This window comes from Pseudomonas sp. H2_D02, assembly GCF_054677635.1.
This window is the reverse complement of sequence record NZ_CP162816.1, coordinates 2,341,178-2,356,551: the sequence shown is the minus strand read 5'-3', so window position 1 is coordinate 2,356,551 and position 15,374 is coordinate 2,341,178. Positions and strand designations below refer to the sequence as shown.

General features: G+C 61.1%; 9 protein-coding genes and 1 pseudogene. 2 read left to right on the top strand and 8 right to left on the bottom strand.

The features are described from left to right. Positions 1-106: 106 nt before the first annotated feature. The 4 genes and pseudogenes from AB4N42_RS10985 to aceK all read right to left on the bottom strand — a co-directional run bounded on the left by AB4N42_RS10985 (position 107) and on the right by aceK (position 8,923). Positions 107-1,373 (bottom strand): annotated as a pseudogene (locus tag AB4N42_RS10985) (OprO/OprP family phosphate-selective porin). A 417-nt stretch (positions 1,374-1,790) separates the two neighbouring features. Beyond that, a complete protein-coding gene (locus AB4N42_RS10980) occupies positions 1,791-2,912 on the bottom strand; it encodes a beta-ketoacyl-ACP synthase III (protein ID WP_198797169.1) in 1,122 nt (373 codons plus the stop codon). 272 nt (positions 2,913-3,184) lie between these two features. Continuing rightward, positions 3,185-7,096 (bottom strand): ATP-dependent RNA helicase HrpA, encoded by a 3,912-nt coding sequence (gene hrpA / locus AB4N42_RS10975; RefSeq protein ID WP_460116172.1) that lies wholly within the window; start codon positions 7,094-7,096, stop codon positions 3,185-3,187. 117 nt (positions 7,097-7,213) lie between these two features. Further along, positions 7,214-8,923: a bifunctional isocitrate dehydrogenase kinase/phosphatase gene (aceK, locus tag AB4N42_RS10970; protein WP_460116171.1), complete on the bottom strand. Its 1,710-nt coding sequence runs from the start codon at positions 8,921-8,923 to the stop codon at positions 7,214-7,216. Between the two features lie 130 nt (positions 8,924-9,053). Here aceK and AB4N42_RS10965 point away from each other — a divergent pair, with 130 nt between their 5' ends. Further along, on the top strand, positions 9,054-9,944 hold the full coding sequence (locus AB4N42_RS10965; RefSeq protein ID WP_217860108.1) for a DMT family transporter: 891 nt from the start codon (positions 9,054-9,056) through the stop codon (positions 9,942-9,944). A 110-nt stretch (positions 9,945-10,054) separates the two neighbouring features. On the opposite strand, the gene AB4N42_RS10960 is transcribed toward AB4N42_RS10965, so the two are convergent. The 3 genes from AB4N42_RS10960 to cysK form a co-directional block, all read right to left on the bottom strand. Then, positions 10,055-10,918 carry a DMT family transporter gene (locus tag AB4N42_RS10960; RefSeq protein ID WP_323154353.1) on the bottom strand — a complete coding sequence of 288 codons (864 nt, stop codon included), beginning with the start codon at positions 10,916-10,918 and terminating at the stop codon, positions 10,055-10,057. Positions 10,919-11,251: 333 nt separating this feature from the next. Beyond that, positions 11,252-12,190, bottom strand: coding sequence for an aspartyl/asparaginyl beta-hydroxylase domain-containing protein (locus AB4N42_RS10955; protein ID WP_198797164.1), 939 nt, complete (start codon positions 12,188-12,190; stop codon positions 11,252-11,254). A 353-nt stretch (positions 12,191-12,543) separates the two neighbouring features. Beyond that, positions 12,544-13,518: a cysteine synthase A gene (gene cysK, locus AB4N42_RS10950; protein WP_030141173.1), complete on the bottom strand. Its 975-nt coding sequence runs from the start codon at positions 13,516-13,518 to the stop codon at positions 12,544-12,546. Positions 13,519-13,644: 126 nt separating this feature from the next. Here cysK and AB4N42_RS10945 point away from each other — a divergent pair, with 126 nt between their 5' ends. After that, a complete protein-coding gene (locus tag AB4N42_RS10945) occupies positions 13,645-14,721 on the top strand; it encodes a DUF748 domain-containing protein (RefSeq protein ID WP_198797163.1) in 1,077 nt (358 codons plus the stop codon). Here the strand turns inward: AB4N42_RS10945 and AB4N42_RS10940 are convergent. Beyond that, positions 14,718-15,218 (bottom strand): DUF2442 domain-containing protein, encoded by a 501-nt coding sequence (locus AB4N42_RS10940; RefSeq protein ID WP_258648106.1) that lies wholly within the window; start codon positions 15,216-15,218, stop codon positions 14,718-14,720. The genes AB4N42_RS10945 and AB4N42_RS10940 overlap by 4 nt on opposite strands. Positions 15,219-15,374 lie beyond the last annotated feature (156 nt).

The window sequence follows — 15,374 nt, the reverse complement described above, 5'->3', positions numbered from 1 at the left end:
GAGTATCGCCGATCCTGAGCGGACGGGGATAAAAAAAACCCCGCCAGAGGCGGGGTTCAAAGGAGCTGTAACGGATGAAGATGTAGCGGTGTATCAGGTCAGCGATTTAGAACACGTACTGGGCGCGCATGACAAAGCCGTCGCCGTCGTCATCACCGTTGACGTTGGTGACCTTGTCGGTCTTGGCCTTGACGTAGGCGGCCGAGATTTTCACCGCTTCGTTGGCGTACCAGTTCACACCCAGGTTGTGCACCTTGGCTTCGGCATCGCCCACTTCGCGGGTGGCGCTTGCAGTGGTGATGTTGTCGTCTTCAACGGTCATGCTGTCGAAGCGGTAGAACACTTCCCAGGCGCCGATGGACTTGTTCTGCGGCTTGATCGCATCAAACTTGCCGACTTTATAACCACGGGACTCGCCAGTGAGGGTGTACGCGCCCTGGACGTAGAAGCCGTGGCCCTTGATGTCTTCGAAACCGTCGGCGTCAGCCTTGGTCTTGCGGGTGATGTATTCACCTTGGATCGACGCCGGGCCCATGGCGAAAGCGGCTTCCAGGCCGAACGCGGTGTCGCGGTCGTACGAGCCGGCCGGGGAGTTGTTGGCGCCGCCCAGTACCGGACGGTTGCCGTTTGGACCGGCGTCATTGCCGCCCAGGGTTTCAACGCCACGCATGCCCAGGCGGGAGCGGTAGCGTGCATCGAACACGGTGTCGGACACGTCACGGGAAGCCACGTTCAGGCCGAAGTGCAGCACGTTGCTTGGCGTCGTGCATCGGTGCGAACACGAAGCGACCGTTGACCTGCTTGACGCTGTCGCCGTCGGTGTCGTCGGTGTCTTTGCTGAACACGCCAGCCGAGGCGTAGAACGAATCGGCGAAAGTGCTCGACGCCTGGATGCCCAGGCCGTTCTGGTGGCTGTTGGCCCAGTCGATCAGGTCGTAGGCGGCGTTACGCTCTGGCGCGGTCACCCACTTGGAGCTGGTGGCTTTTTCCAGGCCGAAGTCGGGGTCGAAACGGCCAACCTTGATCGAAACAGGCTTGAAGCCGTTGTAGGCCAAGGACGCTTCGTCGAAGTAACCGTTGTCGGAGTCACCACTGTTGTGGGACATGTCGTAGTTGATGGTATAGGCCCAGTCCGTGTACAGCACGCCGGAAAGTTCCAGAAAGGCACGGCGGATGTAAGCGGCGTCTGCCGAGTTGCCGTTGTCAGTGTAGATACCATCAAACTGGCTGTAGTCAGCCTGCAAACGACCGCCGAGCTTGAAGCTGAACTCTTTGTCAGTGGTAGCGACCTCCAGGCCGCCCTTGGTCTTGACCACGATATCGGCGCCGTCAGTGGTCACGGTGCCGGCGAAAGCCTGGGCGGTTACTGCCATTGCCAGTGCGCTGGCGGCAACACCTGCGAAGTGCTTACGGATCATCGAAGAATTCCCCTAGTTGGTAGTCTATGCGTTAGAAAACACGCGGAACTGGGCCCGCTGGTGTTGGGAGGGGATCTTGGCGATGGGTTATGTCAGGCGAGTTGCTATCACATAAAGATTTTATGACAGCGGAACTTTTTACTTCGAAAGGGAATAAAAAAAAGAGCAGCTTCGAGAGGTGAGCTGCGAGCGGCAAGCTAGAGCGGTGAAGAGCTGATCAGGCTGCTTTTTGTGGCGAGGGAGCTTGCTCCCGCTGGGGCGCGAAGCGCCCCCATACCGACTGTCATCACGGCTTTCGGAGTGACAATAGGGCCGCTGCGCAGCCCAGCGGGAGCAAGCTCCCTCGCCACAGGGAAATCGAGCAGCGTCAAATCAGCGCTTGCGCAGGATCACGCTGCCGATCGAATAGCCGGCGCCAAACGAACTGAGCACCGCGACCGAACCGCTGGGCAAGTCGTCCTGGTACATGTGGAATGAAATCACCGAACCGGCCGAGCTGGTGTTGGCGTAGCGGTCGAGGATCACCGGGGCTTCCTCTTCGGTGGCTTCGCGTCCCAGCAGCTTGCGCACGATCAGCTGGTTCATGCTCAGGTTGGCCTGATGCAGCCAGAATCGCTTCACTTCGCCGACGTTCAGCTGGTTTTCTGCCAAATGAGCGCCGATCAGCTCCGCCACCATTGGGCAGACATCACGGAACACCTTGCGGCCTTCCTGGACGAACAGTTTGTCCCGCGTGCCGATGCCCTCTTCCGCCGCGCGGTTGAGGAAGCCGAAGTTGTTGCGGATGTTGTTGGAGAACTTGGTGAGCAGCTTGGTGCTGACCACGTCGAACTGGTACGGCGAGGTCGCCCGGTCCGCGCGCTCGATGATCACAGCCGTGGCCGCGTCACCGAAGATGAAATGGCTGTCGCGGTCACGAAAATTCAGGTGGCCGGTGCACACTTCCGGGTTGACCATCAGGATCGCCCGGGCCTGGCCCAGCTGCACGCTGTTGGCGGCGGCCTGGATGCCGAACGTCGCCGAGGAACAGGCCACGTTCATGTCGAAACCAAAACCTTCGATGCCCAGGGCTTCCTGGACTTCGATGGCGATGGCCGGGTATGGACGCTGCAGGTTGGAGCAGGCAACGATCACGCCGTCGATGTCGGCGGCGGTACGGCCGGCGCGCTCAAGGGCTTGTTTCGCGGCGCCGACGGCCATTTCGCAAAGCACCGACCACTCGTCGTTGGAGCGCTCGGGCAGGCGTGGGGTCATGCGTTGTGGATCGAGGATACCGTCCTTGTCCATGACAAAGCGGCTCTTGATGCCCGACGCCTTTTCGATGAACGCCGCATTGGATTCGGTCAATGCTTCCACTTCGCCGCGCTCGATGGCCTCGGCGTTATCGGCGTTGAACTGCGCGACATAGGTATTGAAAGATTGCACTAGCTCTTCGTTGGAGATGCTGTTGGCCGGGGTGTACAGGCCGGTGCCGCTGATGACGACGTTATGCATGGTCGTGTCTCTGATCTGTTCAGGCAGAAAATATTGGCACCGACGTACCAACACACAAAGGGACTTTTCCCATCCGGGGAAGCAGCCCAGGCATCGCTTTATTCCGATCCGCCCGTGAGATTGAAGCGCAAAACCACGGGACCGGCATTTATAGCCGCGAAGTTTGCCATAAACGCTGGCGTTTGGCCCATGTTCCATTCACTACAACACCCTACCCTGTGGGAGCGAGCTCGCTCCCACAGCGCTTCACAGAAAGTTGATGGTGTGTGGCATCAACCCTCCACCAACCCCCACTGCTTGCCCAGACGCTTGTCGGAGATCGGCACCTTGGTCCCCAATTGCTGGGCAAACAGCGACACGCGGTATTCCTCAAGCCACCAACGGTACAGCTCCAATTGCGGGTCGCGCTCGCCTTCCTGGGCGTGTTTGCTGGCGCGGGCCTGGTATTGCGCCCAGAGGTTGGACAGCTCGCCGCTCCAGACTCGGTCCTTCTGCACCTGGCTGCCCAGCTTCTCGAAGCGTTGCTCGATGGCCTTGAGGTAGCGCGGCAGCTCCTTGAGCCATTGGTGCGGGGTTTCCCGCACGAAGCCCGGATACACCAGGTGGCTAAGCTGCTGCTTGATGTCATTCAGCGCCACGGCCTGGGCGAGGTCGATCTTGCCCTTGAAGCGTTTCTGCAAGCCGTGCCAGATTTTGAGGATGTCCAGGGTCAGTTTCGCCAGGCGTTCGGCGTGCTCGGTCCAGCCGCCACGCTTGCGCTCGGCCAGGGCCGCCAGTGCGGCACCGTCACGGGGCAGGCTCGGCTCGCCTTCGAGGATGCAGCTGTCGAGGCTGACCAGCAGGATGTCTTCCACCAGACCGTCCACGCGCCCAAGCTCGCGGTACAACAAGCCCAACTCCGTCAACCCGGGCAGTTTGCCTCGGAGAAACTTCGCCGTTTCGGCCAATTGCTGCATGAGCAAGCGCTGCAACGCGCGACGATGCTGGAACTCGGCTTCGGCCGGGGTCGGGAAGCGTCCTTCCTTGACCACCCCGCCCTCTTCCACCAACGCCGGGTAGACCGTCATCGACAATCCGGCAATCTTCTGCTGGGTTTTCTCGGCCACCGGCGCGAAGACTTTCGCTTCCACCGGTTCCTGGCTCTTGGCCGTTTGCGGCACGGCCAACGCGGCCTGGCTGGCTTCGGCAAACCGCGCGGTCAGTTCGGCCAGGTCTCGCCCTTCGCCGAGAAACTTGCCCTGGCCATCGACGATTTCAAGGTTCATGCGCAGATGGCTTTCAACCTGCTGCGTCGCTTCGGCCCAGGCTTCATCACTGACCCGCGCGCCGGTCATGCGCAGCAGCTCACGCCCCAACGACTGTGGCAACGAGCCCTCGGCAAACGTAATGCGCTGCAGCGCCGCCTTGACGAAATCCGGCACCGGCACGAAGTTCTTGCGCAAGGCCTTGGGCAGGTTGCGCACCAGGGCGATGCACTTGGCTTCGATCATCCCCGGCACCAGCCAGTCCAGACGCTCCGGCGGGAGCATCGGCAGCAGCGGCGCCGGCACCCGCAAGGTCACACCGTCGCGGGGATGGTTGGGTTCGAAGTGATAGCTCAACGGCAAGGTCAGGTCGCCGACACGCAAGGTGTCGGGGTACTGGTTGGCCGTCACCTCGCTCGCCTCGCGGGCCAGCACGTCTTCCTCACGCATGATCAGCAGCTGCGGGTCTTTCTGGCTGTTGATCCGGTACCAGCTATCGAACGTCGCGGTCTGGTGGATCTCGGCGGGCAGGCGCGCATCGTAGAAGGCAAACAGGGTTTCCTCGTCCGCGAGGATGTCACGGCGACGGGCCTTGGCTTCGAGCTCGTCGAGTTGTTCCAGCAAGCGCGTGTTGGCGCTCAGGCACTTGGCCTTCGACTGGATCTCGCCGCGTACCAGCGCCTCGCGGATGAACAACTCACGGGACACCACCGGATCCACCGGCCCGTAGTGCACCGGCCTGCGACCGACGACGATGAGGCCGAACAAGGTGATTTGCTCATAGGCCACCACTTGCCCGCGCTTCTTCTCCCAATGGGGCTCGAAGTGGTTTTTCTTGATCAGGTGCCCGGCCAGCGGTTCGATCCAGTCCGGCTCGATCTTCGCCACCATGCGTGCGTACAACTTGGTGGTTTCCACCAGCTCGGCGGTCATCAGCCACTGCGGGCGTTTCTTGCCCAGGCCCGACGAGGGGTGGACCCAGAAGCGCCGCTGGCGAGCACCGAGGTAATCGCCGTCTTCGGTCTTCTGGCCGATCTGGCTCAACAGGCCCGACAGTACGGCCTTGTGCAGTTTCGGGTAGTCGGCCGGGTCCTTGTTGAGGCTCAGCTGCATGTCGCGGCAGATCAGGCTCAACTGGCGATGGGAATCGCGCCATTCGCGCAGGCGCAAATAATTCAGGAAGTTCTTGCGGCACCAGTTGCGCAGCGGGCTGGCGGTCAAGGCCTGGCGCTGCTCTTCAAAACCGCGCCACAGATTGACCAGCCCGGCAAAGTCCGAATCCGCGTCCTTCCATTGGGCGTGGGCCTGGTCGGCGGCCTGTTGGCGCTCGGGCGGACGCTCGCGCGGGTCCTGGATCGACATGGCGCTGGCAACGATCAGCACTTCCTGGAGGCTGCCCAATTTCGCCGCTTCCAGCAACATGCGGCCCATGCGTGGGTCCACCGGCAGGCGCGCCAATTGCCGACCCAACGGCGTCAACTGGCTGTTGCGGTCCACCGCCGAGAGTTCTTGCAGCAGGTTGAAACCGTCGCTGATAGCCTTGCCGTCCGGCGGCTCGATGAACGGGAAATCGGTGATTTCGCCGAGGCGCAGGTGCAGCATCTGCAGGATCACCGCCGCCAGGTTGGTGCGCAGGATTTCCGGATCGGTGAACTCGGGACGGCTGAGGAAATCTTCCTCGCTGTACAGGCGCACGCAAATCCCCGGCTCGACCCGTCCGCAGCGGCCCTTGCGCTGGTTGGCGCTGGCCTGGGAAATGGCTTCGATGGGCAAGCGCTGGACCTTGGCGCGATAGCTGTAGCGGCTGATGCGCGCGGTGCCGCTGTCGATCACGTAGCGGATGCCCGGCACGGTCAGCGAGGTCTCGGCGACGTTGGTCGCCAGCACCACGCGACGGCCCGGGTGGGACTGGAAGATGCGTTGTTGTTCGGCGGGCGACAGGCGCGCATACAGCGGCAGGATTTCGGTGTGCTTGAGCTGGGCCTTGCGCAGCATCTCCGCGGCGTCGCGAATCTCCCGCTCGCCCGGCAAAAACACCAGCACATCGCCGGGGCTGCGCCGTTCGCTGCGCTCGTAGGCGGCGATTTCGTCGAGGGTGGCGAGGATCGCCTGGTCGACGGTCAAGTCGTCCTCGACCCGGTTGCCCTCCTCGTCCTGCTCCAGCGTCAGCGGGCGATACCAGGTTTCCACCGGGAAGGTGCGGCCCGAGACTTCAACGATTGGCGCGTCATCGAAATGCTTGGAGAAGCGCTCCAGGTCGATGGTCGCCGAGGTGATGATGACTTTCAGGTCCGGACGACGCGGCAGCAGGGTCTTGAGGTAGCCGAGCAGGAAGTCGATGTTCAGGCTGCGCTCGTGGGCTTCGTCGACGATGATCGTGTCGTAGCGTTCGAGGTAACGGTCGTTCTGGGTTTCGGCCAGCAGGATACCGTCGGTCATCAGCTTGATCAGGGTGTTGGCGTCGCTCTGGTCCTCGAACCGCACCTGATAACCCACCAGCGCGCCCAACGGCGTGGCCAGCTCATCGGCGACCCGGCTCGCCACGCTGCGGGCCGCGATGCGGCGCGGCTGGGTGTGGCCGATCAAGCCCTGCTGGCCGCGGCCGATTTCCAGGCAGATCTTCGGCAACTGCGTGGTTTTGCCCGAGCCGGTTTCGCCGGCAATGATCAACACCTGATGCTTGAGCAACGCCTCCTTGATTTCGTCGCGCTTGGCGGCGATCGGCAAGTTGTCGTCGTAGCGTATCGACGGCACGCTCGCCTTGCGCGCCAGCACCTGGTCGCACGACGCCTGCATGCGCGTCACCCACTGGGCCAGCTTGGCTTCGTCGGGCTTCTTGCGCAGCTCGAGCAACTGCCGCCGCAACCGGTGACGGTCGGCGAGCATGGCGTGATCGAGGTTTTTCAGCAGTTTGTCGATTGTGGGGGCTTGGTCGGTCATCAGGTACGCAGGGGAGTAGGAGCAGCGGCAAGTTTCAAGCTGCAAGCGACAAGTTGCAAGCGGCACCGGCCTGAAACCCGAAACTTGCCGCTTGAAGCTTGAAGCTTGAAGCTGCTTCTACCCCTTACGCCGATACGGGAACACATCGATCACCTTCCCCGCCCGGATCGCCTCTTGCAGGCCTTTCCAGTAGTCAGCGTTGTACAGCTCGCCGTGCAGTTGATCGAAGAGCTTGCGCTGGCCGGCATCGGCGAACAGGAACGGCGGGAATTCTTCGGGAAAGACGTCCAGCGGGCCGATGGAATACCAGGGCTCGGACGCCATCTCATCTTCCGGCGTGCGCGGCTGGGGGATGTGGCGGAAGTTGGCTTCGGTGAGGAAGCAGATTTCATCGTAGTCGTAGAACACCACCCGGCCATGGCGGGTCACGCCGAAGTTCTTGAGCAACATGTCGCCGGGGAAGATATTGGCCGCCGCCAGTTGCTTGATCGCCAGGCCATAGTCTTCCAGCGCCTCGCGCACCTGGGCTTCGTTGGCGTTTTCCAGATAGAGATTCAGGGGCGTCATCCGGCGTTCAGTCCAGCAGTGGCGAATCAGCACGGTGTCGCCTTCCACCGACACCGTGGACGGCGCGACCTCAAGCAGTTCCTCCAGGCACGCCGGCTCGAATTTGCCCAGGGGGAAGCGGAAGTCGGCGAACTCCTGGGTGTCGGCCATGCGCCCGACCCGGTCGACGCTTTTCACCAGTCGATACTTCTCGATGACCGTGGCCCGGTCGACGTTTTTCGACGGTGAGAAACGGTCCTTGATGATCTTGAACACCGTGTTGAAGCCCGGCAGGGTAAACACGCTCATGACCATGCCGCGCACACCCGGCGCCATGATGAACTGGTCGTCGGTGTTCGCCAGGTGGTTGATCAAGGCGCGGTAGAACTCCGACTTGCCGTGCTTGTAGAAACCAATCGAGGTGTACAGCTCGGCGATGTGCTTGCCCGGCAGGATGCGCTTGAGAAAGCCGATGAATTCCGCCGGCACCGGCACGTCGACCATGAAGTACGAACGGGTGAACGAGAAGATGATCGACACCTGCGCCTCGTCGGTGATCAGCGCGTCGATCTGGATACCGCGACCTTCGCGGTGCAGCAGCGGGATCACCAGCGGCCATTGGTCGTCGCGGGTGTAGATGCGGCCCACCAGGTAGGCGCCCTTGTTGCGATAGAGCACCGAGGAAAACAGTTCGACCGTCAGTTCCGGGTCCTTGCAGACCCAGTCCGGCAGGTTCTCGCGCAGTTGGCTTTCGAGGCGTTGCAGGTCGCCAGGCAGGTCGGCGTACTCCTCGCTGAAGCGATAATCGGCGAAGATCGCCACCAGCATCTTGTCCAGTTGCCCCTGGGGCTTGTAGCTACGGGTCTGGGCCGCGCGGGCACGGCGCAGGCTTGGCCGCGTCGTGTGGATGAACATGGTGCCGTCGCTGATCAGGTCATGACTGAACAGGCCGCAGAAGATCGAGTTGTACCAGGTCTCCGACAATTCGTCGTCAAAGCGCAGGTCGATCAGGCTGATGTAGGCGCTTTTCACCAGCGGCCAGCAGCCGACATCCATCAAGGCTTCGGCAGCGAAGGCGTCGCGTAACCTGGCGACGGTTTCGAAAACTTTTTCTTCATACAGATTGATGCGCGCCGCCGATGCCGCCTGCGCCTCCAGCCATTGGGCCTGCTCGAACCGGGCGCGGGCGCCATCGGTGATCTGCCGGAAATGCTCGCGATAATCGTCGAAGCCGTCGAGGATCGAACGGGCGATATCGGTGGCGGGCCATGGCTGCGGCATAGGGTAAACCTCGGCGGGTCATGCTTGTTATTGGCGATTGAGCTTAGAGGTCAATTGCTCGGCAACGCAACCATTGCCATCGGTGTTTGGCGGGGCGACACTTGCGGCCCGATCAAGGAAGGACAGATTCGTGAACCTCGTCGATATCCTGCGTTTGCTGTCATTGGCCGCCATCTGGGGCGCGAGCTTTTTGTTCATGCGCATCATCGCCCCGGTCCTTGGCACGATTCCTACGGCCTTCTTCCGCGTTTCCATTGCCTTCGTCGGCCTGCTGGTCATCCTCGCGCTGATGCGTGTCGACTGGAATTTTCGCGGCAAGCTGAAAGCCGTGATGGTACTGGGCTTGATCAACTCGGGTATTCCGGCAACGTTCTACTCCCTGGCAGCGCAAGTGTTGCCGGCCGGTTATTCGGCGATCTTCAACGCGACGACACCGCTGATGGGCGTGTTGATCGGTGGGCTGTTTTTCCGCGAGCCACTCACGGCGGCGAAGGTCAGCGGGGTCTTTCTCGGCCTGATGGGCGTCGCGATCCTCACCCGGGCCGGCCCGGTGGCGTTCGACCTGCAACTGCTGATGGGCGCCCTCGCCTGCCTGCTCGCAACCACCTGCTACGGCTTTGCCGGCTTCCTTACCCGGCGCTGGCTCGATCATCAAGGCGGCCTGGACAGTCGCCTGTCCGCCCTGGGCAGCATGTTCGGCGCCACGCTCTTCCTGTTGCCGCTGTTTGGCTACAGCGTGATCACCCAACCGCCGGCCAGTTGGGGTGGCTGGAGCGTCTGGCTGTCACTGCTGGGCCTGGGCCTGGTGTGTACGGCATTTGCCTATATTCTTTATTTCCGGCTGCTGAGCTCCATCGGCCCGGTCAAGTCCATGACCACGACCTTTCTGATCCCGCCGTTCGGGGTGTTGTGGGGCGCGTTGCTGCTGGATGAGCCGCTGGGCATGGCGCATGTGTATGGCGGGGTGTTGATTGCGGCAGCGTTGTGGTTGGTGTTGAAGCCTGGGGTGTCTAGTCGGTAGTTCATCGGGACGGCCGAAAAGCTTCGCGAGCAAGCCCGCTCCCACAGGGATTGCGCGTAACCTGTGGGAGCGAACCTGCTCGCGAAAGCGATGGTACTGCCAGCGATTAGCTATCGGCTCTTACGAAACACAAACACCAACCCGACAATGATCAACGCCATCCCCAGCAAGCTCAACAACGCCAACCGGTTGCCGAACACCAGGTAGTCCATGATCGCCGTCACCGCCGGCACCAGGTAGAAAAGACTGGTGACGTTGACCAGGTTGCCCCGGGCGATCAGCCGGTACAGCAACAGCGTCGCCAACACCGACACCACCAGCCCCATCCACAACACCGGCACGATGAAACCCGCGCTGTGCTCGAAGTGGAAGGGTTGGAACGGCACGAACACCGCGCACAACACGAGCCCGGCCAGGTACTGCACCGGCAGCGTGCCCAGCGGATTATCGGTGATGCGCTTCTGCATGATGGACCCCGCCGTCATGCTCACCAGCGCCAACAACCCGCACAGCATGCCCGCCAGTGACATGCCGGCCAGGCCGATGCCTTGGTACACCACCATGATCAAGCCCACCAATCCCAGCGCCAGGCCGAACATCCGCTGCCAGGAACGCTGGCGCTCCATGAGCACCACGGTAAGGATCGGCTGCACGCCCATCAGCGTGGCCATCACCCCGGGGGTGACGTTCAGTTGCAGCGCCAACAGATAGAAAATCTGGTAGGCACCCAATAACACCAGGCCGGTCGCCGCCGCGTACCACATCGGCTTGCCGGCTTTGGGCAACGTGAACTTCAACATGGGTATCAACAGCACCAACGCACACAGTGCGATAGCAAAACGGATCAGCAGGAAAGCGAAGGGGGACGCGTGGGCCAGGCCCAGTTTGGAAAAGATCGCCCCGCTGCTCCACAGCAGAACGAACAGGCTCGTGGAAGCCGTCGCCAATAAGGCGTTTTTGGAAAGGGAAAACATGAATACCACCTGTAGTCAGGCAAGAAGCCAACTCAGCCGAAGCTGAAATCCAGTCGTTTTTTCAGGCGGGCACAGGGAACGGCAACCGTTGCCGATCAGCCCTGAACACCAACACCCGGCGGTGATACGCAGGCGTATACCGGTGAGCGACTGACAGGTGGAGGGTATTGACCGATCTGCTCAGGCGACCGATTCCCGCACGGCACGACGCCAGCGTTGAACGCTGGAACCACGACCGCGGTGAAAGGGGATGCAGGCATGAGCCGATCTCTTGGGGGATGGGTCGAAAACCGAGCGCCGACTATAACCAGCGCTCTATGTGTAACGCAATATCTAGACAAACAACCAGTAGCCCAGCGCCGTGAATACGGCTACGGCCAGGACGGGACGCATGACCCGATAGGCCTTGGGGTGCTTGCGCTTGAATTGCTTGACCTTGCCGCTGATGCCGTCGCTGAACGACTTGCTCCAGGCATAGGCCCGGTTGATACCGCCGACACGTTCGTCATCAAGGTTCTGCGGTGCGGTGGCCCGCCCGAGGAAGGCGCTGATGGCGCGGTTGAGCCGGGTCATCAACCGGTTGCTCAACGGCCGTTCGACATCGCAGAACAGAATCACACGCGTCTGCGATGTTTCATTCTTGACCCAATGCACATAGGTTTCATCGAACATCACGTCTTCACCGTCGCGCCAGGCGTAGATCTGCCCGTCGACGAAGATCCGGCAATCATCGGAATTGGGTGTGGACAGCCCCAGGTGGTAACGCAGGGACCCGGCGAAGGGATCGCGATGGGGGTTCAGGTGACTGCCCCCCGGCAACAAGGCAAACATCGCGCCTCGCACATTGGGGATCTGGCTGACCAGCTCGACGGTCCGGGGGCACAGCAACTCGGCAGACGGCAGCGGTTTGTCGTACCACTTGAGGTAGAAGCGCTTCCAGCCCTTCTTGAAGAACGAGCCAAAGCCGGCATCGTTGTCTTTCTCGGCGGCGCGAATGTAACCCTCGTCGAACAGATGCATCGCTTCGTCGCGGATCACTTGCCAGTTCTCCTTGAGCACGTCCAGTTCGGGGAACTTGCTGCGATCGAGGTAAGGCTTGGAGGGCACGCCGGAAAACAGGTACATCAAGGCGTTGTAAGGGGCGAACAATGCCGAATGGTTGACGAACTGGCGCAGCACCGGCAAACGCGCCTTGCCACGCAAGTGCACATACAGCGTACTGCCCAGGAAAAGCAGCAGCACCGAGGCCTTCGCGACAAACGAAACGGTCATTCTTTTTAACTCCTTGTCTGGAACCATTTACGCAACGTCATCAGCCCGACGCGGCGGCCGGCCATGTTAAACGTCCCTTTGCCGGTTAAACATCGCCGGGCGCAACATTCACTGTTGAGGATTACGCAACAAAGCCCTTGTTAACATGCGTCGCCTGAACCTTGGCTGACACCAAATCAATCTTCAGAGCAACTAAACCTATTTGTGGCGAGGGGATTTATCCCCGCTGGGTCGCGAAGCGACCCCAACAAGGCCAAACAGATCCTGCAATTGATCGCAATGGGGGCTGCTCGCAGCCCAGCGGGGATAAATCCCCTCGCCACAGAAAACCCCTCGCCACTCCCTGCCTGTGGTTACTGCTGAATCTCCTGCTCGGTAAACAAATCGCTGAACAGCATGCTCGACAGGTACCGTTCGCCCGAATCCGGCAGGATCACGACGATGGTCTTGCCCTGCATTTCCGGCTTCTCCGCCAGGCGCGCCGCCACGACCATGGCCGCGCCGCAGGAAATGCCGCAAAGGATGCCTTCTTCCTGCATCAAGCGCAGGGCCATGGCCTTGGATTCGTCATCCGTGACCCGCTCGACCTGGTCCACGATCGACAGATCGAGGTTCTTCGGTACGAAACCTGCGCCGATCCCCTGGATCTTGTGGGGGCTGGGCTTGATCTCCTGTCCCGCCAGTGCCTGGGTGATTACCGGCGAAGCCTCGGGCTCCACCGCCACCGAAAGGATCGGCTTGCCACAGGTGTTCTTGATATACCGCGAAACCCCCGTAATGGTTCCGCCGGTGCCTACCCCAGCGACCAGCACGTCTACCGCGCCATCGGTGTCGTTCCAGATTTCCGGGCCGGTGGTTTTTTCGTGGATCGCCGGGTTCGCGGGATTATCGAACTGCTGCGGCATGAAATATTTCGACGGGTCGCTGGCCATGATCTCGGCGGCTTTCTCGATGGCGCCTTTCATGCCCTTGGCCGGTTCGGTGAGCACCAGCTCCGCGCCCAGGGCCTTGAGCACTTTGCGCCGCTCGATACTCATCGAGGCGGGCATGGTCAGCGTCAGCTTGTAGCCACGGGCGGCGGCCACGAACGCCAGGCCGATGCCGGTATTGCCTGAGGTCGGCTCGACAATGGTCATGCCGGGCTTGAGTTTGCCGGAGCTTTCCGCGTCCCAGATCATGTTCGCGCCGATCCGGCATTTGACCGAGTAACCCGGGTTACGCCCTTCGATTTTCGCCAGGATGGTCACGCCGCGCGGGGCGATGCGATTGATCTGCACCAATGGCGTATTGCCAATGGAATGGGCGTTGTCAGCGTATATACGACTCATGGCCGGGTCCTTAATACAGAGAAAATTTAGCGTTTAAAGGTAAGCCTGTTGCCGAAGGCCGTCCAGTTGCACCGAACGTTCCCGTTGTTGCAACAGTCAATGGCATTAACAACGGAGACTACTCTTATGAAGCGTCGATACAGCTGGCCACTGTGGACATTCGTCGCCATCGTTGCGTTGCTGGTGGCCGTGCATTTCGCCTTGCCTTATTTGGTGCGCGATTACCTGAACGACAAACTGGCCAACATGGGCGATTACCACGGCCAAGTCACGGACGTCGATCTGGCCCTCTGGCGCGGCGCCTATCGGATCAATGGCCTGAAGATCACCAAGGTCGACGGCAAGGTCCCGGTGCCGTTCGTCGATGCTCCATTGGTCGACTTGTCCGTAAGCTGGCACTCGCTGTGGTATGACCATGCGGTCGTCGCCGAAGTGGAGTTCGCCCATCCGGAAGTCAACTTCGTCGACGGCGGGGCCAACCGCGAGAATTCCCAGACAGGCCGGGGCACCAACTGGCGAGAACAACTGAGCAAGCTGATGCCCATCACACTCAACGAGGTGCGTATCAATGACGGCAAGCTCACCTTTCGCAACTTCAACTCCAAGCCGCCGGTGAACCTGCGGGCCACCAACGTCAACGCCAGCTTTTATAACCTGACCAACGTCGTGGACACCGAAGGCAAGCGCGACGCCCGTTTCGAAGGCAAGGCCCTGGTGGCGGAACACGCACCATTGGAAGTCCAGGCGACCTTCGACCCCTTGAGCAACTTCGAGGACTTCGACTTCCGCTTGCGCGCCACCAACATCGAGCTCAAGCGCCTGAACGATTTCGCCGCGGCCTATGGAAAATTCGACTTCAACGCCGGCCACGGCGACCTGGTGATCGAGGCCGAAGCCGACAACGCCCGGCTCAGCGGCTACATCAAGCCACTGCTGCGTGACGTGGACGTATTCGACTGGCAGCAAGACGTGGAGAACCAGAACAAAAACATCTTCCGCTCGGTCTGGGAAGCGTTGGTCGGCACAAGCGAAACCGCTCTGAAAAACCAGCGCAAGAACCAGTTTGCTACCCGGGTCGAGCTCAGTGGCAATGTGCATCAGCAGGACATCAGTGCCTTCGAAGCCTTCCTGCAGATTCTGCGCAACGGTTTCGTCCAGGCCTTCAATGCCCGCTATGAACAACCGCCGCCCTCGAAGGATTAGATTTTGGGTTTAACCACGTAGCGGCCTTTTTGCTCAGCCACTGCTCGGCCCGCTCCGCTTTGCAGCGAATCCCAGCCCAGGCACGCCAGGGCCAGCGATCGCGGCACGGCCTCCCGGCCGCTGCTGTAGCGGCTGATACTTCGGGCACTGACCCCCAGCGCTTCGGCTGCCTTGTTCAGCGGCAAACCGGTACGGGCGCGCCAGTCGATGAAAATGCGAGTGTTTTCATCCACGGCATTCTGCGCCAGCGCATCGAAATACAAGGTATCAGCGCCGATCTGGATATCCAGATAGGGCCATTCCACGCTCCAGCCATCATCGCCAAGGGCTGCACCCGCAAACGCACCCTTTTCCAGCAAGGGTTTCAGGCCAGGGTAACGTTGCACGTCGGCGGTCAAATCCAGCGTCAATCGCTGGCCGTCGATAAACGTCAACTCGAGACTGAACGGTAATGAAGGCTGCACGGCCAATAACCGCGGCCTTTTCATGGGTAGCATCGTTGCCATTCCTCCAGCAATTGCGCCTGATGGGACCTTACCCAGTCCAGCGACCAAAACATGACTTTCGTGTTACGCACTTGTGGCGAGGGAGCTTGCTCCCGCTGGGCTGCGAAGCGGCCCTAAAAGCCTGCGAGCGCTGCGCACTCGAGCGGG

Bases quoted from the DNA above. Each gene is read 5' to 3' on its own strand.
- AB4N42_RS10980 (WP_198797169.1), bottom strand. From the start codon at position 2,912: ATGCATAACGTCGTCATCAGCGGCACCGGCCTGTACACCCCGGCCAAC.
- hrpA (WP_460116172.1), bottom strand. From the start codon at position 7,096: ATGACCGACCAAGCCCCCACAATCGACAAACTGCTGAAAAACCTCGAT.
- aceK (WP_460116171.1), bottom strand. From the start codon at position 8,923: ATGCCGCAGCCATGGCCCGCCACCGATATCGCCCGTTCGATCCTCGAC.
- AB4N42_RS10960 (WP_323154353.1), bottom strand. From the start codon at position 10,918: ATGTTTTCCCTTTCCAAAAACGCCTTATTGGCGACGGCTTCCACGAGC.
- AB4N42_RS10955 (WP_198797164.1), bottom strand. From the start codon at position 12,190: ATGACCGTTTCGTTTGTCGCGAAGGCCTCGGTGCTGCTGCTTTTCCTG.
- cysK (WP_030141173.1), bottom strand. From the start codon at position 13,518: ATGAGTCGTATATACGCTGACAACGCCCATTCCATTGGCAATACGCCA.
- AB4N42_RS10945 (WP_198797163.1), top strand. From the start codon at position 13,645: ATGAAGCGTCGATACAGCTGGCCACTGTGGACATTCGTCGCCATCGTT.
- AB4N42_RS10940 (WP_258648106.1), bottom strand. From the start codon at position 15,218: ATGCTACCCATGAAAAGGCCGCGGTTATTGGCCGTGCAGCCTTCATTA.